Source organism: Neobacillus niacini, assembly GCF_048572935.1.
Classification (GTDB): Bacteria; Bacillota; Bacilli; order Bacillales; family Cytobacillaceae; genus Neobacillus; species Neobacillus niacini.
In genome coordinates, this window is the sequence record NZ_CP183883.1 from 3,795,756 (window position 1) to 3,818,035 (window position 22,280).

Consider the following 22,280-nt stretch of genomic DNA (forward strand, 5'->3'; position numbering starts at 1 on the left):
AATATTTACTAAATTAACAACAAAAATCATAGGGATGAAGCGGAGGATTTGCAGGAAGCAGCCATTTTGGCTGGTGGGATGAATCCTTCCAATGCCATGCCCCCAGTGCTGCAGCACAGGCATCAATCATATGACTTTCTTCATCAATGAATGCGGGGAGCTGTGTTACGTGCTGCTCCCCTAACCAATTTTTTATAAAACTTCTTGAAGACATATCTTGTTTATACGTCAATACATATGCTAAATCTTTTGATAGAATTCTTGATCCGATTACGGCTCCAGGGTGCACTTCGACAATGGATATGGGGTGTTTGCTCTTGAGATTTTCTATTTCTCTTGTAAGTTTAATTCCTCTCAAGGTTAAGTAGACCATTCGGTTATATGTCGGTGGCATGATGGAACCCGACTTCATCCCAAGAGAAACAATAAACTGTCTCAATTGTTTATCACCTAGTCTATCCCCACCGCCGTCCTGGTAGGACAATGGAGCGTCCATCCCAATGACCACTTCATCAATTTGACTTTGCTCCTGTATTTCTTCCAAAATTTCAAGATCTCCTATACTTCTCCTTAGTTTGAGAAATGTTAATTCTCCATCTTGCAGTTCAAAGACAGCCAAGACCGTATGTTGAGGGTTGCTTGGACCGGATAAATCAATGCCTATTATTCTCATAAAAAAACTCACCTTCTAATCATCATCTGAGAATCTAAAGAAACCAATAGATGAAGCCGCTAGAACTCTTTCCGTAATACAATGATTGACGTTCAATCACATTACTGTCAAATAGTTCCTTTAAGACTCCTTTTTAAGTTCTTTATAATAAATCACAGTAGTATCTAGTTCTCCCTTATCCGAAAGGGCAAAGTGTGGGATTTTTCCAGCCTGGATATACCCAAGAGATTGATAGAGGAAATTGGATGGATCCCCTTCCCTTGTATCAAGGATAAGTAAAGTCCTTTTTTCATCAAACGCTCGTTCTTCCGCTGCTTTCATTAAGGAACGCGCTACTCCTTTACGTCTAGCATTTGGTCCAGTCATTAATTTTGCAATTTCAGCTCGGTGAAGACCATTCTGCTTGCTACATAAGTGCAGTTGGATGGTTCCGACGATCTCATTATCTACTTTCGCAATAAATAAATACACATCTGGGTTCATTACAGTTTGCCAATAGTCTCTCGCATCTGATAGATTCATAGGAGGTAAAAATCCAATAGACGCACCGTCATCCACCACCTGAACCAAAAGTTCAGAGAGTTGGTCTAAATGGGTCTCAATTGATTTAATTTTTTCTATTACTAACATACTAAATACCTACTTTCTCAATAAGTGTGTGTATCAACTTAATTTGGCCCATTATCGACAAAACCGCTATCATTTCATGCTTGTATTTGTAAAAAAATTGTTAATATAATGAAGATTATACTGTGGAAAAAAGGTGTTGCCAATGATTTCTAAAAATCAATCGTATATTTACCTAAGGGGAACATATTTTATGGCTGTCGTCATTACGATTCTACTAGGCCTTGCCTCTAGAAAATTCAGCCATCTGTTATTCCCCTTTTTAGCAGAGAATGCTGGCGATGTCCTATGGGCAATGATGATCTATTACGGATTCCGGTTTTTATTTGTAAAGAAACGGATGTTAACAGCTATCATTCTCAGCTTTTTGTTCAGCTTCGGTATCGAATTCAGTCAGTTGTATCAAGCAGATTGGATAAATCAAATTCGCGGAACTCTGCTGGGAGCGTTGATATTAGGTAAAGGCTTCCTAACCGTGGATTTAATTCGGTATACAACAGGAATTATCATTGGTGCTAGTTTTGATCGTGTATTGATCATAAAAAAACAGAAGAACACATAATTCAATGTTCTTCTGCTCTGGGTTTAAATGCTTTCATAATGTTTTTCACACGTGATTTCGATTGGATTTTACCTTCTTCTAACAGCAATTTATGAATCTGTTTTAACTCGGATTTCTTACTTTCTATTTTTTGTAAAAATATTTTATATTCTTCATCTGATTCCATTTGATTTCCATAACGAACCCTTTCATAGACAGATTGGATCACCTCGTCCTCGTTTACTCCTACTCTGGTAAACCATTCCCCTATCGCTTCAGATGAACTTCTACCAAGTTGGAGCTTTTCTGCCATTTTTTCAAGGCGATACATTTCTTTTCGTACTCGATGGGAAGGCTGTTCTCCAGACCTTTTATTTTTTGAAGAACTCGTTCCCTTTCCTCCATCATCAAACGAGATGGTATAGTATTGATTTTCTGTAGTATCTAAAACTTCTGTAGTACCCTGGAATTTTTTATATAGGTAAATAAATAACAAAATACATAGAATGATCAAAACGGCAAAGTACCAGTAGGTAAAATGAATATCCATTTTTGACACAACAGAGGATTGATCATGAATTAAATTCGTGCTCTCAGTGTCCACTTGGGACTCTGCATTTTGAATCTGTTCAAATGGATTCAATTCTCCCGTTAACTCATAATTCTCCACCCAATGAAAGATTGGAGAAAAAACAAAGGACGCTGCAAATACCCCTAATTTAAGGATGGAAACTACCACCCACTTCAAGACATCCCTCAAGGCAACTAGAAGCAGGCTTAATACCATTAAAATACCCATTATGGAAAGAAAATTTCCCAGCAAACGTCTTTTTACTTGTTTGTTCTCAACCACTGATAACCAGTTAATTAAAAAACCGCCCATCACGATAAAAGCAAGGTTTAGGACGATGATTATAACCAATGGATTTTGAGGATAGCCCTGAATGTTTGCGATAATGAGTAGAATAAAACCCAAGAACACAGTCAAAAACAACCAAACACCGGTTTGAACACTGCCATCCTCACTATTCATGACACTTGTTCTCCAATAAATCAACAACGCCAATAATAAAATAAACAGTATTGGAAAGTTTAACAATAATCCACCAACCACAACTAAAGGGAAAACGATCATAAAAAATAAAAATCTGCTTTTCTCCTGGTAGGTGTGAATCAGGAAAATAAATAGATAGGTAGTAGCTAGTGTCAGCACTAGATAAGGCAGGATGGGTATCTCTTGTCCCCGATATAAGTAGTAAAAAGCGATAACAAGACTTCCAAACAATATTTCAAACGTTTTGTAATAAACCAAATACCAAGCATTGCTTTTCATGAAGACATCCCCCTTTTTTGGGAGAATGATTTTTTCACAATCGAAGCACTTTGTTCATGGATGATGAGTTCGTAAATACTTGTTCCTTTTTCGGCCATCCTATTTAGAATATTTCCTCTGTCGGGTATGTATTGTCCGGCAAGCAGGAAAAACGGCTGCTGTTCTAAATGGCTATCATAATAGGCAAGCATCTTTTCAAAAGGATAAACAGACGTCTTTACATCAATATGAGCGATCGCTTCTAATACTTTTTGTAAATGCTCTCTGCCAGTACCCGGCATTATATAATAAAAAGGTGTTATCCCCACATAACGCATATTAATACAAACGGAGAATGGGATATTCTGTTTGACAAAGAAATAGGCCAGATCTGCACACCCGCTCAAAATTTCTTCGAGATTATCGGTGACAAATCGGTCATCACCAATATTGATCGCGATATTCCAACATTTCTCTGTCACTTTATCAAAGAGCTTCGTTTGCAGGGTTTGTTTACGAGCAGTTGCCTTCCAATGAATTCGATTAAAACTGTCCGAATAATTGTATTCTCGTGTTCCAGCGGGAGAGAGTGTGTCCTCAAAAAGTGAATAAGAAACAGGAGATTCGCCTTGCTTGCTGGTAAGGAGCACATGTTTATTGTGCACAGCCAATGTTTTCGGATAAACAAGCGCTTCTTGTATTGAATGAAATTCCTTTTCTAATATGGTTTCACCGAAACCAAAGAAATGGGGAATCATTAGCTCGATTTTTCTTATTCTAGAAACACCTCTTTTTTCCGCTGTAAAGGGAATGGTCACACTCGTTTTTTGACGATAGCTGATGGAAAACGGAACGGTAACTTCATAGATCGATGATTGTTTCCGGGCATGTGGGTCATGTGGTGCAACAGAATCATGAAAGCTCACACTCAGCTTCGCCTTCATGATGGGTATGCTAACATTTTGGAATTCAAGTACCCATTCACCCTTTTCATCAGGGAAATACTTCGCTCTTACCTTTTTGTTATTAAAAAATAAACCCTCTCCCACTTTCTTCAGATAGAGATGATTGAAATAAATAAGTAGGATAATAAAGACGCCAGCAAAAAAGGCAAGCCATGATTGGAAGAAAAAAGAAGCAATACATAAAAAGAGTGCAAATGCTCCTGTTATAGGCAAATATTTGTTCTCAACACTATATTTACTCCATTCCATCATCAATAAGCGCCCAATTCTACTGGTACTGGGACCGTTTCTATTACTTCCTTAAGTATGCTTTCAGGAGATTTTGTAAAAGATGCTTCTGTCGATAAAATGATTCTATGACCTAATACATAAGGCACCATCTTTTTAATATCCTCTGGGATTACATATTCACGATTTTCTAGGAAGGCTTGGCCTTGTGCAGCCTTCATCAATGCGAGTGCCCCGCGTGGACTTACACCTAAATCTATTTCAGGATGCTGTCTTGTCTTTCTTACGATTTGAAGCAAATAAGATTCAACGGTATCATTGATTTTTATTTGTTGAACGAGCCTCTGCAACTTTTTAATTTCTTCGTGACTTAAAACAGCATTTGTTTCTTTGGTGCTGCCAATCCCGCGTGCTAGCTTTAAGATTTCTTTTTCACTATTAAGGCTTGGATAGTCCATGCTCAATTTCATAAAGAAACGGTCCATTTGGGCAACTGGAAGTGAGAATGTTCCTTGCTGTGCTTCAACAGGATTTTGGGTGGCAATAACCATAAAAGGATCATCTACCTTGACCGTTATCCCATCAATCGTAACTTGTCTCTCCTCCATGACTTCCAGTAAACTGGATTGAGTTCTGGGTGTAGCACGGTTAATTTCATCCGCAAGTACAACATTGGCAACAATCGGACCAGTTCGAAGTTCAAACTCCTGGGTTTTTGGATTAAAGAATTGGATCCCCGTCACATCACTAGGGAGGACGTCTGGCGTAAATTGAATCCTTGAGAAGAGTCCATTAATACTCCTTGCAAATGATTTAGCAAGCATCGTTTTACCAGTACCAGGCACACTTTCTAGCAATATATGTCCATTAAATAGTAGAGAAACAGTAAGAAGTTCTACCTCTCTATCCATTCCCACCATAACCTTTGAAATTTCTGACTTTACTCTTTTTATGTATTCCATATGTATCCACCTACTACTTTCATGATGTTTGAATGAGCATTCATTTTTTTAGTAAAAAAATTACATTTATCTTTTACTATAAGCTATTCCGTTAATCTTGGAAATATAAAAAAAGGCGACCAATGAAATAAGTCGGCCTTTCTCCCGCTATTTTACTGGCAAACGCCTAATGGGTTCCCATCTGGATCATAAAAAGTAAAAAACCTAGTATGGCCTTCTCCACCGATGGGGCCCACTTTTACGTCCTCTTTCACTAACATTCTATAAGTCTCATCAAAGTTTTGTGGAATAAAATTATAGTATTTTCCTACTCCAAAATTGTTCTCTGGAAATTTCATGGGTTGATGATTGCTACATTTGACTAGACAAATTACCGTTTGTGCCCCATCTGAAATCTTCATTACGGCAGCTTCCTCTTCTATGTACAGTAGTTTAAATCCCAATTTGTCTTCATACCATTTTGATGAAATACCAGGGTCTTTTACCGGAATAAAGACACCTTCCATCCCCTTTAAAAGTGGTTTTGTCATTGCAATTCCTCCTTTAGCGAATATAACTACTTACTTCGATAAAGTTAGGACATTTCCTTTTTATTTTAGATTAGACCTTCATCCGAGCTCTTAAGGACAAATCTCATGAATTTCTAGAAAGATTTTAGTCCTTCATCCAGGCTCTTAAGGACAAATCATATGCTATCTCAGAAAGATTAGTCCTTCATCCAACGTGCATTGTTTTGGTAAATGAAAAAAGCCGTCGAGATTTTCTCGACAGCCTGGTGTTGTGTCAACAAACTAAGCGTATTTTATACCAGCAATCTTGATATTATTAATATCACTTGACCCACAAGGTGTTACTGCATAGGTCATTTCACATTTTGGACAATTCATAACAACTGTTTCTAACGTGAACGTTTCTCCACACTCGCAGTGAATTTCATGCGCAACGGTTGGAGCAAGTTGATCTTTTCCTTTACTTTTCACATGATCAACGATATCTTTCCCATCTCTTATATGACTTGAACAACCACAGCTCATTCTTAACCCTCCAAATAATAAAATCTTAGTAGATTAAGAATAGCATAGAAAAACAACCTACAAATCCTCAAAAATCAAACAGATTATGAACTTATCAAATTGTTTACCATTGAGCATCCCACTGAGAAAATATCGTCTGGTTCCCTCTGTAAAAATAATTGTTTTGGATATCCTTTGGACTGAAATAACGAAGGTCAGCTGTCTCGTTATCAATCGGACGTAGGCTCAATATCTTTAAAGAAAGGATTCATATAAAAAAGAAGACTCTACGTCACGAGTCTTCTTCGGATTCTAGAACTATTTAATGTACACGAATTATTTCATTTATATCTTCATCATGATGTACCCTTGTATGCTTGGACTCAATTCTTTCAAATTCTTCCATCTCTTCATTGTACATGGACTCAGCAAACCACCAGTTTTTGAATTCAAGAAAAAGCTCTGTCAGCATCTTGATTCCTCCAGTTAGGGTTAGTAGATTTCTATACTCATATTATACATGTGAATCACTTCACATAAAAGCGCTTACAAAATAGGCGGAATAGGAAAATAATAGAGAATAATTAGAAAATAGTAGCACTGCACCAATAGAAAAAGGACCCAAAAAATCGAGTCCTCTATCATTATTTTGTATGGTTATCTACTGCAGCAACTGCCTCAATTTCCACCAACTGATTTTTATATCCTAACACGGTTACTCCTGATAATGTACTAGGCACATCATGATCACCGAATTCTTTTCTAATCGTTGTCCATGTTGTTACCAAGTCCTCCTGATTTTGAGTAGCAACGAGAATCCTTGTATAGACAACGTCTTCTAATGTAGCACCACATTCTTTTAATGCTTCTTTCAAATTCTCTAAGCAAAGGTTAGCTTGTGTCTCAACATCACTAGAATCAGGGACAATCCCCTCTTTCGTAAGTGGGCAGGCTCCGGCTAAAAATAATAAATCCATTCCCGCTGGAACGTTACTAGCGTAGGCATAGTCAACTTGTGCCATTCGATTAGAATGAATGAGAGATATCTTTTTATTCATATTTCGCTTACCTCCTATTTTCCAATGTATCAGAATTATCATAAAACACTGTTCGTAATAGTGCCAATACTTTTTCCCTTCATCTAAAAAATCATTTACTACTCTTTTTACAATTTGTATTGAAACCCCTCTAATTGGAATATCTATTTATTTAGGAGTTTCGTACTTTTTGTGGTTATGACTTTCGATGGAGGGTAAAAATGAAAGCAATTGTTTATAAAAAATATGGTCCACCTGATGTTCTTAAAGTAACAGAAGTTGAAAAACCGATTCCAAAGGAAAACCAAGTATTAATAAAAATTCATGCTTCATCCGTAAATTTTGGAAACCACGTTCTTTTAAAAGGAGAACCGTTCTTAGCACGTTTTGCATTCGGATTGTTTAAACCAAAGTATTCAATACCTGGTGGAGATATCGCAGGTACGGTAGAAGCAGTGGGCAAAGCTGTAACCCAGTATCAGCCAGGTGATGAAGTGTTCGGAGATTTATCTGGATGTGGTTGGGGTGGATTTGCGGAATATGCCGCTGTTCCTGAAAAGTCATTAGCCTTAAAACCTGCCAATCTAACATTTGAGGAAGCAGCCGCCGTTCCAATGGCAGGTGTAACCGCTTTACAGAGTCTGCGGGATAAAGGAAAGATACAACCGGGACAGAAGGTATTGATTAATGGTGCCTCTGGGGGTGTTGGTACTTTCGCTGAACAGATAGCAAAATCATTTGGTGCTGAGGTAACCGGAGTGTGCAGTACGAGAAATGTCGACATTTTGCAAGCGCTTGGAGCCGACCATATCATTGATTATTCAAAGGAAAAGTTTACTGCAAACAATCAGCAGTATGATTTAATCCTTGGTGTTAACGGACACCAGCCCCTTTCAGATTATAAACGCGCATTAAAAGATAATGGTATTTTTGTTCATGTTGGCGGTTCCGAGGCTCAAATGTATCAAGCAATGACGATGGGCCTATGGATTTCAAAGACCTCGAAGAAAAAAATGGGCAGCTTTCTACAAAGACCCAATCAACATGATCTTATTTACTTAAAAGAACTTCTGGAAGCCGGCAAAGTAAAACCTGTTATTGATAGACAATATAGGCTAGAAGACTTGCCAGAAGCGTTTAGATACTTCGAAAAAGGTCACGCACAAGGAAAAGTTGTTATTACTATTTGATTTAATAAAGTAGATACCCTCGAATGATGGTCAAAAAGTTATTTTCTTACTATACTTATCCTGTTATAATTAACGCCATATTCATCATTTAGGGGTGTCAATCCATGATAAGAACTGCACAAGAAAAGGATTTACAAGACATTTTAGATATATATAATGACGCCGTCCTTCATACTACGGCAGTATATACCTATGAAGCTCAAACGCTTGAAAGCAGAGAAATTTGGTTTAAGCAAAAAATGGACGAAGGTTATCCGGTCATCGTTTACGAGTTAGATAATAAGGTAGTGGGTTTTGCCACTTTTGGTCCCTTCAGACCGTGGCCAGCTTACAAATATTCCATCGAACATTCTATCTATGTAAACAACCATTATCGCAGACAAGGGATTGCCACTTCTTTATTAAAAGAAATCATCGCAATCGCTAATGAACGAGAGTATAGAACATTAATTGCAGGAATCGACGCGGCAAATGAAAAAAGCATAGCCATGCATGAAAAGTTTGGTTTCGTCCATTCAGGGACCATTCGAAATGCAGGCTATAAATTCAATACATGGCTGGATTTAGCTTTTTATCAATTAGACCTAAATGGCCCTAAAAACCCTGAAGAAAACTAAAGAGTAAAACGCCCCCTTAGCTACAGCTTTGGGGGTTACCTTTTTTCCATATTATTGGTCCACCTTAAAATTTCGGCACTTACCTCAACTGGTTGATCCCATTGGATCATGTGCCCTGTTTCCTCTAAACGAATGATGGAAACGTCTTTTATATCCTCCTTTAATTGAGTGATTCCCTTTTCTCTTGCACCATTTAATTCCTCTGGCTCTGTAGAATGTAGTAGTAATAATCGTGACTGGATAAATGGATAGGCAGACGTAAAAGGTTCATCAAAAAAAGCCTTTATAATAGATAAAACAGTGAACTTTGACGCGGTTAATTCATACTTGTTGTTGTTCTTTTTAAATATGGATGTTACTGACTGTTCTATGGTTTCATTCCAATGTTTTGTATATGTACGATACTCGTTAACGATTTCTTCCCATGTGTTATACTTGGCATTATCGATGTAAGAGTCCCATCCATTGTATGCAGTTGTAAAAGTCATGTCCTCTTGAAATTGCGGGAAAGTAAAAGCACCATCAAGCAGGATTACTCCCTTAATGTTTTCAGAGTAATATCTTGCATAATGCAGTGCAACATCTGCACCCCATGAATGACCTAAAAGGTAAAATGGCCTGTCTATTATTGAGTCAAATACCTTTTCATACCATGAGGCTAGATTGGAAAATAAATAGTCCTCTTCTCTATTGAATGCTGTGCTTTTTCCATGACCTGGTTGATCTATTAATAGAAGCTGAAAGTCATTCGACAATTTTTCACTAAGAGTTGAGAAACTATATGCTGCGCTGCCCGCAAGTCCATGTAAGCAGACAATCAGTGGTTTTTCTGGGTCACCTTCAATATAGTAACTGACCTTTTTCCCTTCCAATTCAATAATGTAATTCTTCATTATGAAACTCTCCCTTATGAATTCTCCTATTACTGTTTAGAGAATTCAACAAAAAGGACATAAATCCTTCTTGGATGATAAGCTAGCTTGGTTTTATTTTTTAAATGAAAAGCCTTCTTCGGATAATGCTGACTTAAGTTTAGGCAAAGAAGCTGGTCCCATTCCGTGAAATTTTAAGATCTCTTTTTCACTATAAGTGGATAGTTCCTGTAAAGATGTTATACCATTTTTCTCCAATGCTCGTCTTGCTGGTGCGGAGAGCTGTGAAAGAAAACCGCTTTTTGGTTTCTTGTCAGCCTCACAAATTGGACAGGTTGGACACTCACTGCTTTTAAAATACTGGTGGCCTTTAGGGCATGTTCTTAGATTTTTTTCTGATGTATTCATTTCTAAATTCACCCTTAATATTGTATGGAAGTGTGTTTTCGAAACAACATGAATCATAGTGACTTAAAATGATAAAAAAACTATGTTCGTTTTAAGTATCAAACACTGGGCGAATGTCATAGGATGTATTCTTCCCAGAATAAGGAGGTATTTTAAAATGAGTAATGAATGTGAAGTAGGATATGGATTTCATTTAATTGTTATTGTATTTATCCTGTTAATTATAATCTGTTCCGTATGCTGATTAATGTATTAGTCGTATAAACATGAAAAACTCGCCCAATAAAGAGAACTGTCCTCATTTAGTGTAATCAGAGTGAAGTTTACTATTGGCGAGTTTTTCTTCAAGTAATCAATCAAAAACCCATACTTCAAATCATTAAATCATGATTAACTCTTCTTCTTTTTAGTAAAGAATAAAAGTACAATTCCTAGAATAATGATTAAGATAATAATAAAAGGTACAAACATGATGGATGATAAATTATTATTTTCATCTTCAGTATTTTCCGCTATATCAGCTGCTGTGTTTTGTTGCTGGCTTTTATCGTCTTGTTGGTCGGTTTGACTATTATCTCCTTGATTTACATCACTTTCCTCAGGGGTACTAGGATTAGGTTCTGCCTCATTTTGTTCCATTTGAACCACGAAATGTATTTCCCCTTCAATTGGATGACCATCTTCCCCAATAATTTTCCATTGGATTATGTATGAACCGTTTTCTAATGGTTTTGCTACTGATCCCATTAATTGTTTATTCTCAACCTTGACATCTAATGGAATGACATTTCCATCCTTTATTAATTCCATCGTGCTTAATTCTTCGATTGAAGTTTCAAACGTTAAGGTAATTTGGTCAAGATCTTCTGATATAACTTGTCCTTCGGATGGAATAGAGGTGGATAAACCTGTGTGTGCACGAACCAATGATGGTACCATCATAAGAGTACACAATAAAATGAATATGATTTTTTTCAAGATAAGTCTCCTTTCATTCTGATTAAATCTTCATAAATACTATTCATATTGCTACTTTATACATATTAACATGATGGCTGTATGTTTATAAGCCTATAAATTAAAACTAACTATTCTATGTTGTTATTATCTTGGACTCTCCTGGTATTTGGAAATCTAATAATGAGAAAATGCGTTTCCACGAAAGTAGAAACGCATTCATCAGATCCATTATTTACTTTTTATCATTGAAATATATTCTTTAACGACTTCATAAACATAATCTTGATTTGCGGCTGCTGTACCCGCATTATACGTACCGCCATTTGTTATATTATTTGATAAGATTCGAATACCGAGGAAAGCCACATCGTATGCGTCTGCAATTTGCGCTACGGATGCCCCTTCCATTTCTTCTACATCGGTACCGTATTTTTCATGAATCCATTGAATTCGATCCACTTCGCTATTCCAAAAATCTGCTGAACCAATGGTACCTTCGACAATCTTACCCTTTGTGTAGGTGTGTTTTACTGCATTAGCAGCGGCAAGTAAATCCTTGTCTCCTTCGTAGTGTCGGACCTGATTAGCACTATCGTCTGACCCGCTTCCTTCTGAAGCCATTAGATCCATCGGAATCCATGAAGTTGGATCAATTCCTTGTCCAGCTTCCAAGTGGGTTGTTTTTAATGAACCAATATTTGTCGTTGTTTTCCCTAACACAATGTCAAATACATTTAGCTCTGGATTATGTCCACCTGATGTACCTTGGTTGATGATCGCAATTGGTTTATATTTTTCAATGGCTACTGCTGTGGCAGCTGCTGCATTTTCCATACCCTTCCCTGTTTTTGCAACGATGACAGGGTAATTATTTAATTTTCCTTTGTAAAAAACAAAGTTTCCTGATCTTTCCACTTTCACTTTATCTAATTTTTTCGCAAAGTTTTCCGCTTCTATCGGCATAGGACCTTGAACGATGATAGGCCTCTGTGCCCCTTCAACTTCTGTTTCATTTAGTAAAGATGAATTACACCCTGCAAGCATCGCGAACATGCCTGAAATAACAGCCACTGAAGCAAATTTCTTTAACGTATTCTTTTTCATTATTAACCCTCTCCTCTTTCTCTAGTTGTTTGTTATACTCGCTAGTTGTTTCCAAAGAAAAAAGTCTAGAAAGTGCAGGATAATCCTGCCCTCTAGACCTACGAAAGTCAAAGTATGAACAATTCAGCAAAAGAAATTGCTGAATCATATAACGACAGCTGCATAAATACCGACCAGCCGAATACTTTAACCCGTAGTCTAGTTCTTAATGGGAACCAGGTAGAAACACTCAGACCATATTACCGAGTATATACGAGTAATGTTTTTTATGATTATTACTTTCTTAATATAACAAACTAATAAGAGTTATTCAACTAAAAGGTGAACATTAATAAGAATTTACTACTAAAATATTCGTGTTTTAGGTTGAAAGTAACATGCTATTGGCTGTTATTCCCTTTTATTCAAAAAGAAAAGCGATTCTTCGTGTAGAAGGATCGCTGTTAATTCCTAAATCTTTATAGAATGATTTTAGCTTCAGTTAAAATGGTATGGAATAGCATTTTAACACTTTGATGTTTCGCTAATCTTGGACTTTGTCCAGACCATAGTGAGAGATAATCTGTGTTATGTTGAGAAGTGGAAGCTTTTCTTAAAGGCTGAGTAAGTGCATTTTGAACTGGGAAATCTGGTAATAAATCTTCGTGTTGCTCCATTTCCTCGATGAATTTATTTTTAATTCCTCTTGCCCACTTGCCTGAAAAGGCTCGGGTTAAGACTGTCTGGTCTTCTCTTGCATGGATAATAGCTTCTTTATATACCTGATGTGCACCGCTTTCGATACAGGTTAAAAAAGCAGTACCCATTTGGACACCCATTGCCCCTAAGCATAAGGAAGCCATTAAACCCCTTCCGTCCATAATTCCACCAGCTGCAATAACAGGAATGCTAACATGATCGACTACTTGTGGAATCAATGACATTAAACCGATTAAACTAACATCACTTTCTCGAATAAAGTTCCCTCTGTGTCCTCCCGCTTCACTACCTTGTACCACAACTATATCCATACCTGATTTTTCAACTTCAATGGCTTCTTCTACTGTTGTAGCTGTGCCAATCACCAAAATATTATGTTGTTTTAGTTCGGCAATCACTTTCTGAGAAGGAATACCAAATGTAAAGGAACAAATGGGAACTCTCTCTTCGATGATCACGTTGATTTGTTCATCAAATGTATCAAATAGTTGGTTACATGTTGGGATGTCTATGTGTTGATCTTGGTGTAATTGTAGGTGTTGCCGAAAGGGCTGTAGAAGCTGAGTGGCTGACTTTACTTCACTATCTGTATAAGCAAATTCGTTAGGAACAAATAAATTAATACCAAATGGACTTTTTGTTAACTGTTTTATTTCCTTGATTTGCTCACGGATTTGAGTAGGCGTCATATAGCCAGCTCCAATCATGCCAAGACCTCCAGCATTAGAAACCTCCCCTACTAGTTTCGAAGTCGTTATTCCTCCCGCCATAGGAGCTTGGATAATTGGGTACTCGATTTTTAAAAGTTTTGTCATTTTATTTTTTAACATAAAGTTACCTCACAGGTCATATTTCCAATTTTTTTAGTGTAACACAGTCTTCACATACAAATTTGCCTTCATTTCTTAAGTAAGCAATAATTTCCGTAAAACCTTTACGCTTAGGATATTTCATTTTTACAAAAACCATTTCCTCGCCCTTAATTTCCTTCTCGCAAACCATACATTTTGGTTTTTCCCACAACATGACGAAACCATCTCCTATTCGATCAACGAATGTTTTGAATTAGAATATGTATATATCCATTTTATAAGTTAATGTGGGCAAGGACAATCTATCTCCATCAAAACATGATCCTATCCAGTAAAAAAGGAACTTTCCTATTTTCGAAGTTCCTCTTTTTCAAGTGTTATTTTATAGTCAATCAGAGTACCTTACTTCATCTTTATAGGTGTAACCACGGCATATAAATTCTCCGTTGGATCGGTTACGTTAATTTCAAGAACCTTAAATCCATCAACATTGCTCTCGTTTTTAGTAGTTAGCTTAATAACATTGTTATTCATTTGTACTTACTTCCTTCCCAAAAAAAATTCTCACAGAAGTTACTATATGATGGAGCTTCAAAAATGTGCATGATTTTTATAATGATTGAGAAAAAAAGTTTAAAATTGGCGCAATCATTCTCTACTAACCTATTATAGTTCGTTCTGTCCTAATAAGCTTTCTTCTTCCAATGTAAAAAAAGTTGACAAAATAAGCCTACACAGTTTCTCAAAAACATTGATTGGTGTTTCTTTTTTCCTATTTTTCGTTATAATATAGATAGGCGTGAACATAAAATAAAAAGACCGAACATGGTGCAACATGTCGGCCTGCAATAGACGGTCGCTAAAAAGGATCGGCTAGTATGAGTATAAATAATCCACCTGAGCCTGCTAACTCAACGGTGGGTTATTTTTTTTGATTAAACGTCAGAATGGCAATGACTAAACTAGCAAAACCAAACATAATCATTAACGTTTCAAAAACTGTCAAACAGCATCACCCCCTTTCCATTGGGAGCATGCCAAATCCTCTAGAGACAACCTTTTCTATTGCCATTTTAGTATACCATAAACAGTATGATATAAGAACATACATTCGATTTTATTAGCGAAATTATCTATTATTAGCGCGTTAACAAATCCACTAAAGCTGACCTAAGTGTTGGATAAGTGAATGTAAAACCTGATTCTTGCAACACTTTCGGTATTACATGCTGCCCTTCCAAAACGAGTGCACTTTTTTTCCCTAACACTAGTTTCATTGCAATAGAAGGTACAGGTATCCAATGAGGACGATGTAAAACCGAACCAATCTCCTTTCCGAAATCGTTCATTTGAAGTGGTGAGGGCGAAGTAACATTGACGGGACCTCGTAATTCCTCCTCCTTAAGGGCAAATACAATGGCACGAACAACATCCACGACATGCACCCAAGATACCCACTGTTCACCGGATCCTACTTTTCCGCCTACAAATAAACGGTATGGCATTGCCATAAGCGGCAGTGCACCGCCCTCTTTACCGAGCACGACACCAAATCTCATGAAGACCGCTCGAACAGCATGTTCTTCTACTTGTTTCGCTTTGGTTTCCCAGTCGTGGACCGTCTTTCCTAAAAAGTCATTTGCTCGTTCCAAAGATTTTTCTGTATAGGCAGTTTTTACCGAAGCGGGATAAATACCGATTGCACTGGCATTGATAAGGACAGCAGGCTTTTCAGGCAGTACAGAAATAATTCTTAGTATCTCATCGGTTGCGGTCATTCGACTATCATATATTTGTTTTTGGTGCATCTTGCTCCATCTACCATCATTGATGGAAACGCCGGCTAAGTTAATAAAGGCATCTGCAGTTCTTATTTCCTTTTCTGGTGAAGTACCTTTATCGAGCCACTTTACATATTCGACCTTCCCGTCCTGCTCAAGATTTTTTCTTGTTAAAATGACAATACTATGTCCTTCTGCTAGAAGCATGTCTGTTAACATTTTACCGATAAATCCTGAACCACCTGCAATAACAATCTTCATTTTACCTCCCCCATTGGCCAATCTTCTTGATATATTCTTTTAAAATTATACCATTTCATACCAGAAAAAAATCTATAAAAAAAATAAGCCTCAATATACCAGCACGTATATTGGGCTTAATTTTTTTATGCTTATCTGTGATTTTCGGCAGCCATTGCCTCTGCCTTCGTTCTATGAACAGTTCCAAACGGATGCTGTGGTGGTGCATAAATGGAATAAAGTTTAAGTGGTTTATTCCCTGTATTGGTTACATTGTGCCACGTACCAGCAGGTATCATGATGGCAAAATCATCGGAAACCCTCTTTTGAAAGGATAGGTTATCCTTTGAATGACCCATTTGAACAACTCCATTTCCTTCTTCTACACGTAGGAATTGATCGATATTTGGGTGTATTTCTAGACCAATATCCTCCCCAACGTTGATACTCATTAGTGTCACTTGGAGATGATTACCCGTCCATATAGCGGTACGGTATGTCTTGTTTTGTTTAGAAGCCTCATTGATATCTACAACAAATGGTTTTTTTCCATGATCTTTTATTTTGCCGGCTCTTACCTCATTGACAGGATGCCAGTGTCGATAAGGATATGCATAGTCATATTCATCACTATACCCCCTATACATCGTCTGACCTTCGTAGTTATACATTGGATTGTTGTAATGATAAGGATTTTGATGATTATAAGAGTGCATATAAGGATCATAGTACATATTACTCATTCCCTTCAAAGAATACTCCCGTTATCATATTCTTTTTGTTTAGGGAATGTACCTACATTCTTCAACAATCAAGATTCTTAAATTTAGTACTTCTTTGGATAGTGAAACGTTTCACAAAATATCCACAGACTCCATCTTAATTGGATGTTAATATACCTCATGTAAACAATATATCGATGTTGTAAACTAACAACATTTTAAAATAAACTTTATTCTTTCTATCCTAGGGGGATTTAATAATGTTTGAAACATATATGGTCCACAAGTTTTTTAAAGGCACTTTTATCGGAAAGAGTTATTATCAAGGAACGACACAGAAATCGTTAGATCATTTCATGGCTAAAGGCTATCGCGATGGTGAATTAAGGGCAGGTAAGATGGTACAGTTTGATGAAGCTAGAATTTTTAAGTTTATTGATGGTAAAGAAGAGTATGTTAAGACGGTTACGAAGTTTAAAAGCCTGCCAATGGCTTAGTAAAAATACAAAATAGATGAAACATATGCTGATCGATGTTGAAATATTGGGTAAAATAAAACATATAATTAAGTCTGAACTCGCCAAATAGGCGAGTTTTTTTATTCTACACACCCGTAACTTTTACTGAAGCACCCGATGTTAGTTATTTCACCTGATTACAACCTTGAAAACTAGAATAAGAAAAGGTTCAGGACACAAACTATATTAAAAAGGAGAGTGTATATTATGGATGAAAAGGATTTAAGACAGGACGCTAGTAATACATTACATACGGATAAACAGAAAACTTCAGATATGGTAGCAAGCATTGATGAGTTGAAAAAAGAGCATGAACCTGAGTATGTATTTTTATATTGGGATGAAGAGTGAAATTGAAATGAATAGTAGATAAAGTAAAACCAAAGCTATAGGGGACAGGATAAATTTACGGTAATGCATGAGTGTAACCACAGTTAGCTCCAATAAAATGTATTTATATAAAGGAAATTAGGAGAATGTGTGATTATGTGATACACTTTGTTTACCATTTGATTTACTGTTTACATGTGCCCTGCTCATTCGTGAGCAGGGTTCCTTTTTTTAAAAATTTTGGCTCTGTTATTATTCATTGTTTATTTTCGTTTGGTATAAGAATTCATAGACGGAGGATTTCCGGCTATTGTATATAGTGGAGGCATTAGAATCAGATATAGGTGGAGACATTCCGCTTAACTGCTCTAAACTAAACAAAATCCATCGATTTGGAACGATTAACCGGAAAAAATCAGCTAATCTTAAGGGAAATACGGGTCTTTCCCAGTATAAAAGGAATTTCTCCGCTTATTTTTAAACAAAGTGAAATCAACATTTACCTTTAACAGAGCCTAAAAATTATATAAAAAAACAGACTCTTTATAAGAGCCTGCTCGAGTTTGGTTTTATTATTAAGCTTTACGTACGTTAGCTGCTTGAGCTCCACGTTGACCTTGCTCAACATCAAAAGTAACTGCTTGACCTTCGTCTAAAGATTTGAAACCTTCGCCTTGGATCGCTGAGAAATGAACGAATACGTCTTCTCCGCCTTCACGCTCGATAAATCCGAAACCTTTTTCTGCATTAAACCATTTTACTTTACCTTGTTCCATTTTGTTTCCTCCTGCTGTGTGCTTTGCACACAATGTGTTACTATCCTTGCACTCAGTGATCATCAAGACGAAAAGTTAATCTTATACTATCCTTTACACCGAACAAAAATAATTCTTCTAAATCTTAACATTTTTAAAAAGTATTTGCAAGAAGAGATAATCAAAACTATTATTACCTCTCCTGAATTTTCGTACCTCGTTTCCAATTCTTATGTTGTTCTTATTTAAGATTCCCATTGTTTCATTAATGCCCTCAGCTTTTATAGTCTTTGTCTATCAAAAAAATATGCTTAGTTATTCGCCGTGCCATTATGAGTAACGCTTCTATACTCTATAGTAATTCTTAAAATAGGGGGACAAGTTAATGGGATTATTTTGCGGAGAAACGGTGCAGTCTTTTTTTTACACACAATCAATTAGTTCACAATCTATAATAACTCCTGGAGAACATACGATTCTAACTCTTGATGTAACAACCACGGAATTAGGTGAAAGAGTTAAATTGGATTCAATGGCTGTTATCCAATATCTTACGAACAATGCTGGAACTTCATTCAGAGTAACTGGAGATTATCTCTTATATCGTGATGATACATTGATATCAATAGTCGATATTGAAAAAGGTGAATCTAAAACAGAAAACATCTTTCACATTGGAAATATTAACACCAATCTCACTTGGGTTGACGAACCACCAACAGTAGGTACTCATAGATATGAAATAAGAATTGATACAAGCAACCTAATAAATAATTTAGCATCGTTGAATGTTTTAACAGCCCACTCTCTAAATGCCATCGTATTTGGACTATCTTTGTAATAAAAGGGTTTTTGTCCTATTTAATCCGTCTATCCTTGTCCGACATTTCTGAATAAACTGTTTAGTGTCATTAGATAAAGGAGATGGTTTACATGAACAGAAGGGAATTTGATGATAGAGGAAATCAAAATTTCTTTAGGGGTTCCGATAGAAACAATACAAACTTTGGAATGGATAATGAGCAAGAATCAAGTTCAGAATCCCACATGGATAATCCGAGAAATAGAAATAAAGATGGTAGACACGGTAATGTTGGAGGAGTAAACACTTCAACTTGCCAACAACTTGCAGATATTATTGGCGGGATGGTAATCACTGCAACTCCTGTTTGTGTAGTTCAACGTCTTCGCAATATTAATGCCACTATTTTAGGTCGTCGCACTCGTTCTCCACTTGCACTTCCATTTGCACTTTCTTTTGAAGACAATAGAAATGGAAATACTCTTAATCTAGGAGAAACAGTTATTCTTCAGAAAGAAATAAACCCATTCCTTTCGGCTCTTCGAAAAAGAGGGATTATCGTTACAGCTGTCCATAACCATTGGCTTTTTGATAATCCACGTTTAATGTACATTCATTGGGAGAATGTTGGCGATCCGTTTGAGTTTGCTCGAAATAGTATTGATGCGGCAAGAGAAGCAGGGCTTTTTAAATAATAGTTGTTTTTTTGATCTTTATTTGAAGTGTATTTTCCAATTAAGAAATGTCGCTAATGGCAGTATATTTTTAGTATGAAAAATAAGGCTTACTATACAATTTATGAACCAAATCTCGTATAATAAGCCTTATTTAAATACATATCCTGATTCCTGTTAACGTGGAATTATATAAAGTACGGACCTTTTATCATTTATTTATATGTATCCACAAAAGTTAATGACTTGACTAATAGGGACAGTTGCTTGATTTACTCATTAAAACGAACGTCGTTTTCTTCGATTACGCAAGAAAGCTGGTATTTCCTGAGATTCCTCCGATTCTTCTGGGTGTTGCTCATATTCTAGAATTTCTTCGAAATGGATAATTGGTTCAGGTTCCTGATAGGAGTGACGTTTTTCCATTTGATAGGTATGTGGCGTTTCCTTTTTGGTTGGCTGTGAAGGTTTATGTACCTCGATTTCCTCCTTCTCAGTAAAACCTGTAGCAATGACGGTTATAATAATTTCGTCTGTTAAGTTCTCATTAATGACCGAACCGAATATCATATTTAATTCCTCATTTGAAGCCGATGCAACGATTTCAGCTGCTTCCTGTACTTCAAAAAGACTTAAATTGTTTCCACCCGTAATATTCATAATGACACCATGTGCTCCATTGATAGAGGTCTCCAACAGCGGACTATTTAATGCCTTTTCCGCTGCTTCTGTTGCACGATTTCTTCCTTCCGCAATACCAATTCCCATTAGTGCCGTTCCCTTGTGGGACATGACTGTTTTGACGTCTGCAAAATCAAGGTTAATTAAACCAGGCACTGCAATTAAATCCGATATCCCTTGAACCCCCTGGCGAAGTACATTATCTGCTTCCCGGAAAGCTTCAATCATCGGTGTTTTTTTATCTACTATCTCCAATAAGCGATCATTTGGAATAATGATTAATGTATCCACTGCTTCCCTCATCGCACTAATTCCATTTTCTGCGTTAACAGCACGCTTGTGGCCTTCGAATTTGAAAGGCCGTGTTACCACTCCAATCGTCAAGGCACCAAGCTTTCGGGCAATTCTCGCAATCTCAGGTGCTGCACCTGTTCCTGTACCACCGCCCATTCCTGCTGTAACGAAAACCATGTCGGCACCTTTTAACACTTCTTCAATCTGGTGCTTGCTTTCATCCACCGCTTTTCTTCCTATTTCCGGATTAGCCCCGGCGCCTAAGCCTCTCGTTAAGTTGGAGCCGATTTGCATTTTGATGGCTGCTCTTGATTGTTTGATTGCTTGTGAGTCTGTATTAACCGCAATAAATTCTACACCGCCAACTCCATCCTCAATCATTCGGTTCACGGCGTTGTTTCCCCCGCCGCCTACACCGATTACTTTAATCGTGGCTAATTGGTCCATACTTGTATCAAATTCTAACATGGATATTCCTCCCGTTCCCCGAAATCCTACTTTTACACTACTTATAATCGTTCGGTTGTAAATCTATTATTTGATTTAGCAACGTTACTTTTTACCCCAAGTAAATACTAGAAAAATAATATAGTGTTTAGTCTACGGAACATTAAATTTATTGTCTAGTTAAGTGATACCTATTATTAAAGGCGCTAGCATGGGAAAATGCACCCCCCTTTATCATGCGAAAAGCAGTCATATTTTTCCTTATTGAGGGAATAAGGTCCTGTTTATTTTCAGGGTATTTCTATTGTTAAAGGAAGTTAACAGTCTAATTACAAATTGATTAATATCCTTTGGTTCGACAAATTTTGAAAAATCGCTTGTTATAATGGCTTTATAAATTAGAGGGATGAAGATAAGGAGGAATTATGGCTGAAATATTGCTTTATTTGGGTACATATCTCATCGTTGCGCTTGCTGTTGGCTGGCTCATTTCAATCGGTTTTGATCTTTTTTTTAAATGAAACTCAACTCCTTCAATCATTCTGCTATCCTTCATCAACAGATCGCTTAAAACGTAATTTATTATGATAAAAGCCAAAAGGCATCTGAATAGTCAGATGCCTCTTGGCTTACAGAATTGAGAATTAAACTGCTTGTTTCATAGCTTGTATATGATTCACAGACATATCTTGAAGTTGAGATTCTAATTGAGCTAAATCAGCTTGATCTTTCTCCTTAAGTCGGTCAAAAATAACAACGGTAATGTAATAAGAACCTATAAAATAACTGATACACATCAACCAAGTAAGAAACATTGTATTTCCCCCTTTGTTATCATCTTAATGTTATTTTAAGGGATTTATCACCCTTCAGATGTGATATGCATCACGAATATCCTTATTTTTTTCAGCTAGATGTTACACGTTTTTGTCAGTCCTATTACAAATCGTTAACTCTCTGTTGGTTCGACAAATAATTAAATATCAATTGTTATAATGACCTTAACTATATATTTA

At 36.7% G+C, this 22,280-nt stretch carries 29 protein-coding genes and 1 riboswitch; of the genes, 8 read left to right on the plus strand and 21 right to left on the minus strand.

What is annotated here, in order from left to right; all coding sequences use genetic code 11:
• Positions 1 to 13: 13 nt before the first annotated feature.
• Entirely contained in the window at positions 14 to 673 is a 660-nt protein-coding gene (locus tag ACN6MT_RS18745; RefSeq protein ID WP_419887483.1) for a DUF429 domain-containing protein, read from the minus strand.
• A 120-nt stretch (positions 674 to 793) separates the two neighbouring features.
• Complete coding sequence (locus ACN6MT_RS18750) at positions 794 to 1,303, minus strand: N-acetyltransferase family protein (protein ID WP_419887484.1); 510 nt, start codon at positions 1,301 to 1,303, stop codon at positions 794 to 796.
• A gap of 190 nt (positions 1,304 to 1,493) precedes the next feature.
• Between ACN6MT_RS18750 and ACN6MT_RS18755 the strand changes: the two genes are divergently transcribed.
• The gene (locus ACN6MT_RS18755; RefSeq protein ID WP_419887485.1) at positions 1,494 to 1,862 is read left to right on the plus strand and encodes a DUF2809 domain-containing protein; all 369 of its coding nucleotides are present in this window, start codon (positions 1,494 to 1,496) and stop codon (positions 1,860 to 1,862) included.
• A 1-nt stretch (position 1,863) separates the two neighbouring features.
• On the opposite strand, the gene ACN6MT_RS18760 is transcribed toward ACN6MT_RS18755, so the two are convergent.
• From ACN6MT_RS18760 to ACN6MT_RS18790, 7 genes are all read right to left on the minus strand, one after another.
• Positions 1,864 to 3,174: a hypothetical protein gene (locus tag ACN6MT_RS18760; RefSeq protein WP_419887486.1), complete on the minus strand. Its 1,311-nt coding sequence runs from the start codon at positions 3,172 to 3,174 to the stop codon at positions 1,864 to 1,866.
• Positions 3,171 to 4,370 (minus strand): DUF58 domain-containing protein, encoded by a 1,200-nt coding sequence (locus ACN6MT_RS18765; protein ID WP_419887487.1) that lies wholly within the window; start codon positions 4,368 to 4,370, stop codon positions 3,171 to 3,173. The genes ACN6MT_RS18760 and ACN6MT_RS18765 overlap by 4 nt, the downstream gene beginning before the upstream one ends.
• Positions 4,370 to 5,308, minus strand: a complete 939-nt coding sequence (locus ACN6MT_RS18770) for an AAA family ATPase (protein WP_419887488.1) — start codon at positions 5,306 to 5,308, stop codon at positions 4,370 to 4,372. Before ACN6MT_RS18770 ends, ACN6MT_RS18765 begins: the two co-directional genes overlap by 1 nt.
• A 152-nt stretch (positions 5,309 to 5,460) precedes the next feature.
• Positions 5,461 to 5,838 (minus strand): VOC family protein, encoded by a 378-nt coding sequence (locus tag ACN6MT_RS18775; RefSeq protein ID WP_419887489.1) that lies wholly within the window; start codon positions 5,836 to 5,838, stop codon positions 5,461 to 5,463.
• Between the two features lie 261 nt (positions 5,839 to 6,099).
• Positions 6,100 to 6,342, minus strand: a complete 243-nt coding sequence (locus ACN6MT_RS18780) for a hypothetical protein (protein WP_034674685.1) — start codon at positions 6,340 to 6,342, stop codon at positions 6,100 to 6,102.
• A gap of 301 nt (positions 6,343 to 6,643) precedes the next feature.
• Entirely contained in the window at positions 6,644 to 6,793 is a 150-nt protein-coding gene (locus ACN6MT_RS18785; RefSeq protein WP_419887490.1) for a hypothetical protein, read from the minus strand.
• Positions 6,794 to 6,965: 172 nt separating this feature from the next.
• A complete protein-coding gene (locus ACN6MT_RS18790; protein WP_419887491.1) occupies positions 6,966 to 7,379 on the minus strand; it encodes a RidA family protein in 414 nt (137 codons plus the stop codon).
• Positions 7,380 to 7,579: 200 nt separating this feature from the next.
• Here ACN6MT_RS18790 and ACN6MT_RS18795 point away from each other — a divergent pair, with 200 nt between their 5' ends.
• The gene (locus tag ACN6MT_RS18795; protein WP_419887492.1) at positions 7,580 to 8,548 is read left to right on the plus strand and encodes an NAD(P)-dependent alcohol dehydrogenase; all 969 of its coding nucleotides are present in this window, start codon (positions 7,580 to 7,582) and stop codon (positions 8,546 to 8,548) included.
• A 104-nt stretch (positions 8,549 to 8,652) separates the two neighbouring features.
• Entirely contained in the window at positions 8,653 to 9,165 is a 513-nt protein-coding gene (locus tag ACN6MT_RS18800) for an N-acetyltransferase family protein (protein WP_419887493.1), read from the plus strand.
• Between the two features lie 35 nt (positions 9,166 to 9,200).
• Here ACN6MT_RS18800 and ACN6MT_RS18805 read toward each other — a convergent pair whose 3' ends face one another.
• On the minus strand, positions 9,201 to 10,058 hold the full coding sequence (locus ACN6MT_RS18805) for an alpha/beta fold hydrolase (RefSeq protein ID WP_419887494.1): 858 nt from the start codon (positions 10,056 to 10,058) through the stop codon (positions 9,201 to 9,203).
• A gap of 93 nt (positions 10,059 to 10,151) precedes the next feature.
• On the minus strand, positions 10,152 to 10,445 hold the full coding sequence (locus ACN6MT_RS18810) for an RNA polymerase alpha subunit C-terminal domain-containing protein (protein WP_419887495.1): 294 nt from the start codon (positions 10,443 to 10,445) through the stop codon (positions 10,152 to 10,154).
• A gap of 157 nt (positions 10,446 to 10,602) precedes the next feature.
• Here ACN6MT_RS18810 and ACN6MT_RS18815 point away from each other — a divergent pair, with 157 nt between their 5' ends.
• Entirely contained in the window at positions 10,603 to 10,689 is an 87-nt protein-coding gene (locus ACN6MT_RS18815; protein ID WP_157411880.1) for a YjcZ family sporulation protein, read from the plus strand.
• A gap of 146 nt (positions 10,690 to 10,835) precedes the next feature.
• Here ACN6MT_RS18815 and ACN6MT_RS18820 read toward each other — a convergent pair whose 3' ends face one another.
• The 7 genes from ACN6MT_RS18820 to ACN6MT_RS18850 all read right to left on the minus strand — a co-directional run bounded on the left by ACN6MT_RS18820 (position 10,836) and on the right by ACN6MT_RS18850 (position 16,775).
• Positions 10,836 to 11,423: a copper resistance CopC family protein gene (locus ACN6MT_RS18820; RefSeq protein ID WP_419887496.1), complete on the minus strand. Its 588-nt coding sequence runs from the start codon at positions 11,421 to 11,423 to the stop codon at positions 10,836 to 10,838.
• A 210-nt stretch (positions 11,424 to 11,633) separates the two neighbouring features.
• On the minus strand, positions 11,634 to 12,509 hold the full coding sequence (locus tag ACN6MT_RS18825) for a 5'-methylthioadenosine/S-adenosylhomocysteine nucleosidase (protein WP_419887497.1): 876 nt from the start codon (positions 12,507 to 12,509) through the stop codon (positions 11,634 to 11,636).
• A gap of 174 nt (positions 12,510 to 12,683) precedes the next feature.
• Positions 12,684 to 12,785: riboswitch (purine riboswitch) on the minus strand.
• Positions 12,786 to 12,967: 182 nt separating this feature from the next.
• On the minus strand, positions 12,968 to 14,038 hold the full coding sequence (locus ACN6MT_RS18830) for an NAD(P)H-dependent flavin oxidoreductase (RefSeq protein ID WP_419887498.1): 1,071 nt from the start codon (positions 14,036 to 14,038) through the stop codon (positions 12,968 to 12,970).
• 384 nt (positions 14,039 to 14,422) lie between these two features.
• Positions 14,423 to 14,554: a hypothetical protein gene (locus tag ACN6MT_RS18835; RefSeq protein WP_419887499.1), complete on the minus strand. Its 132-nt coding sequence runs from the start codon at positions 14,552 to 14,554 to the stop codon at positions 14,423 to 14,425.
• A 388-nt stretch (positions 14,555 to 14,942) separates the two neighbouring features.
• Positions 14,943 to 15,005 (minus strand): hypothetical protein, encoded by a 63-nt coding sequence (locus ACN6MT_RS18840; RefSeq protein ID WP_419956480.1) that lies wholly within the window; start codon positions 15,003 to 15,005, stop codon positions 14,943 to 14,945.
• 154 nt (positions 15,006 to 15,159) lie between these two features.
• Positions 15,160 to 16,062, minus strand: coding sequence for a TIGR01777 family oxidoreductase (locus ACN6MT_RS18845; protein ID WP_419887500.1), 903 nt, complete (start codon positions 16,060 to 16,062; stop codon positions 15,160 to 15,162).
• Positions 16,063 to 16,193: 131 nt separating this feature from the next.
• The gene (locus ACN6MT_RS18850; protein WP_419956481.1) at positions 16,194 to 16,775 is read right to left on the minus strand and encodes a cupin domain-containing protein; all 582 of its coding nucleotides are present in this window, start codon (positions 16,773 to 16,775) and stop codon (positions 16,194 to 16,196) included.
• 248 nt (positions 16,776 to 17,023) lie between these two features.
• On the opposite strand from ACN6MT_RS18850, the gene ACN6MT_RS18855 reads away from it, so the two are divergent.
• Both ACN6MT_RS18855 and ACN6MT_RS18860 read left to right on the plus strand, forming a co-directional pair.
• Positions 17,024 to 17,260 (plus strand): hypothetical protein, encoded by a 237-nt coding sequence (locus ACN6MT_RS18855; protein WP_419887501.1) that lies wholly within the window; start codon positions 17,024 to 17,026, stop codon positions 17,258 to 17,260.
• Positions 17,261 to 17,488: 228 nt separating this feature from the next.
• Positions 17,489 to 17,632 carry a hypothetical protein gene (locus ACN6MT_RS18860; RefSeq protein ID WP_419887502.1) on the plus strand — a complete coding sequence of 48 codons (144 nt, stop codon included), beginning with the start codon at positions 17,489 to 17,491 and terminating at the stop codon, positions 17,630 to 17,632.
• A 554-nt stretch (positions 17,633 to 18,186) separates the two neighbouring features.
• On the opposite strand, the gene ACN6MT_RS18865 is transcribed toward ACN6MT_RS18860, so the two are convergent.
• Positions 18,187 to 18,387 (minus strand): cold-shock protein, encoded by a 201-nt coding sequence (locus ACN6MT_RS18865; protein WP_027322891.1) that lies wholly within the window; start codon positions 18,385 to 18,387, stop codon positions 18,187 to 18,189.
• A gap of 364 nt (positions 18,388 to 18,751) precedes the next feature.
• Here ACN6MT_RS18865 and ACN6MT_RS18870 point away from each other — a divergent pair, with 364 nt between their 5' ends.
• Complete coding sequence (locus ACN6MT_RS18870) at positions 18,752 to 19,207, plus strand: hypothetical protein (protein ID WP_419887503.1); 456 nt, start codon at positions 18,752 to 18,754, stop codon at positions 19,205 to 19,207.
• 92 nt (positions 19,208 to 19,299) lie between these two features.
• Positions 19,300 to 19,863 (plus strand): DUF1259 domain-containing protein, encoded by a 564-nt coding sequence (locus ACN6MT_RS18875; protein WP_419887504.1) that lies wholly within the window; start codon positions 19,300 to 19,302, stop codon positions 19,861 to 19,863.
• Between the two features lie 258 nt (positions 19,864 to 20,121).
• Here the strand turns inward: ACN6MT_RS18875 and ftsZ are convergent, their stop codons facing one another.
• Positions 20,122 to 21,285 (minus strand): cell division protein FtsZ, encoded by a 1,164-nt coding sequence (gene ftsZ / locus ACN6MT_RS18880; RefSeq protein WP_419887505.1) that lies wholly within the window; start codon positions 21,283 to 21,285, stop codon positions 20,122 to 20,124.
• Positions 21,286 to 21,908: 623 nt separating this feature from the next.
• Positions 21,909 to 22,079: a hypothetical protein gene (locus tag ACN6MT_RS18885; RefSeq protein WP_419887506.1), complete on the minus strand. Its 171-nt coding sequence runs from the start codon at positions 22,077 to 22,079 to the stop codon at positions 21,909 to 21,911.
• Between the last annotated feature and the right edge of the window lie 201 nt (positions 22,080 to 22,280).

Bases quoted from the DNA above. Each gene is read 5' to 3' on its own strand.
- ACN6MT_RS18805 (WP_419887494.1), bottom strand. From the start codon at position 10,058: ATGAAGAATTACATTATTGAATTGGAAGGGAAAAAGGTCAGTTACTAT.
- ACN6MT_RS18785 (WP_419887490.1), bottom strand. From the start codon at position 6,793: ATGCTGACAGAGCTTTTTCTTGAATTCAAAAACTGGTGGTTTGCTGAG.
- ACN6MT_RS18760 (WP_419887486.1), bottom strand. From the start codon at position 3,174: ATGAAAAGCAATGCTTGGTATTTGGTTTATTACAAAACGTTTGAAATA.
- ACN6MT_RS18750 (WP_419887484.1), bottom strand. From the start codon at position 1,303: ATGTTAGTAATAGAAAAAATTAAATCAATTGAGACCCATTTAGACCAA.
- ACN6MT_RS18815 (WP_157411880.1), top strand. From the start codon at position 10,603: ATGAGTAATGAATGTGAAGTAGGATATGGATTTCATTTAATTGTTATT.
- ACN6MT_RS18885 (WP_419887506.1), bottom strand. From the start codon at position 22,079: ATGTTTCTTACTTGGTTGATGTGTATCAGTTATTTTATAGGTTCTTAT.
- ACN6MT_RS18780 (WP_034674685.1), bottom strand. From the start codon at position 6,342: ATGAGCTGTGGTTGTTCAAGTCATATAAGAGATGGGAAAGATATCGTT.
- ACN6MT_RS18765 (WP_419887487.1), bottom strand. From the start codon at position 4,370: ATGATGGAATGGAGTAAATATAGTGTTGAGAACAAATATTTGCCTATA.
- ACN6MT_RS18875 (WP_419887504.1), top strand. From the start codon at position 19,300: ATGAACAGAAGGGAATTTGATGATAGAGGAAATCAAAATTTCTTTAGG.
- ACN6MT_RS18850 (WP_419956481.1), bottom strand. From the start codon at position 16,775: ATGTACTATGATCCTTATATGCACTCTTATAATCATCAAAATCCTTAT.
- ACN6MT_RS18870 (WP_419887503.1), top strand. From the start codon at position 18,752: ATGGGATTATTTTGCGGAGAAACGGTGCAGTCTTTTTTTTACACACAA.
- ACN6MT_RS18810 (WP_419887495.1), bottom strand. From the start codon at position 10,445: ATGAATACATCAGAAAAAAATCTAAGAACATGCCCTAAAGGCCACCAG.
- ACN6MT_RS18835 (WP_419887499.1), bottom strand. From the start codon at position 14,554: ATGAATAACAATGTTATTAAGCTAACTACTAAAAACGAGAGCAATGTT.
- ACN6MT_RS18855 (WP_419887501.1), top strand. From the start codon at position 17,024: ATGTTTGAAACATATATGGTCCACAAGTTTTTTAAAGGCACTTTTATC.
- ACN6MT_RS18790 (WP_419887491.1), bottom strand. From the start codon at position 7,379: ATGAATAAAAAGATATCTCTCATTCATTCTAATCGAATGGCACAAGTT.
- ACN6MT_RS18800 (WP_419887493.1), top strand. From the start codon at position 8,653: ATGATAAGAACTGCACAAGAAAAGGATTTACAAGACATTTTAGATATA.
- ftsZ (WP_419887505.1), bottom strand. From the start codon at position 21,285: ATGTTAGAATTTGATACAAGTATGGACCAATTAGCCACGATTAAAGTA.
- ACN6MT_RS18770 (WP_419887488.1), bottom strand. From the start codon at position 5,308: ATGGAATACATAAAAAGAGTAAAGTCAGAAATTTCAAAGGTTATGGTG.
- ACN6MT_RS18845 (WP_419887500.1), bottom strand. From the start codon at position 16,062: ATGAAGATTGTTATTGCAGGTGGTTCAGGATTTATCGGTAAAATGTTA.
- ACN6MT_RS18755 (WP_419887485.1), top strand. From the start codon at position 1,494: ATGGCTGTCGTCATTACGATTCTACTAGGCCTTGCCTCTAGAAAATTC.
- ACN6MT_RS18865 (WP_027322891.1), bottom strand. From the start codon at position 18,387: ATGGAACAAGGTAAAGTAAAATGGTTTAATGCAGAAAAAGGTTTCGGA.
- ACN6MT_RS18860 (WP_419887502.1), top strand. From the start codon at position 17,489: ATGGATGAAAAGGATTTAAGACAGGACGCTAGTAATACATTACATACG.
- ACN6MT_RS18795 (WP_419887492.1), top strand. From the start codon at position 7,580: ATGAAAGCAATTGTTTATAAAAAATATGGTCCACCTGATGTTCTTAAA.
- ACN6MT_RS18745 (WP_419887483.1), bottom strand. From the start codon at position 673: ATGAGAATAATAGGCATTGATTTATCCGGTCCAAGCAACCCTCAACAT.
- ACN6MT_RS18825 (WP_419887497.1), bottom strand. From the start codon at position 12,509: ATGAAAAAGAATACGTTAAAGAAATTTGCTTCAGTGGCTGTTATTTCA.
- ACN6MT_RS18830 (WP_419887498.1), bottom strand. From the start codon at position 14,038: ATGTTAAAAAATAAAATGACAAAACTTTTAAAAATCGAGTACCCAATT.
- ACN6MT_RS18775 (WP_419887489.1), bottom strand. From the start codon at position 5,838: ATGACAAAACCACTTTTAAAGGGGATGGAAGGTGTCTTTATTCCGGTA.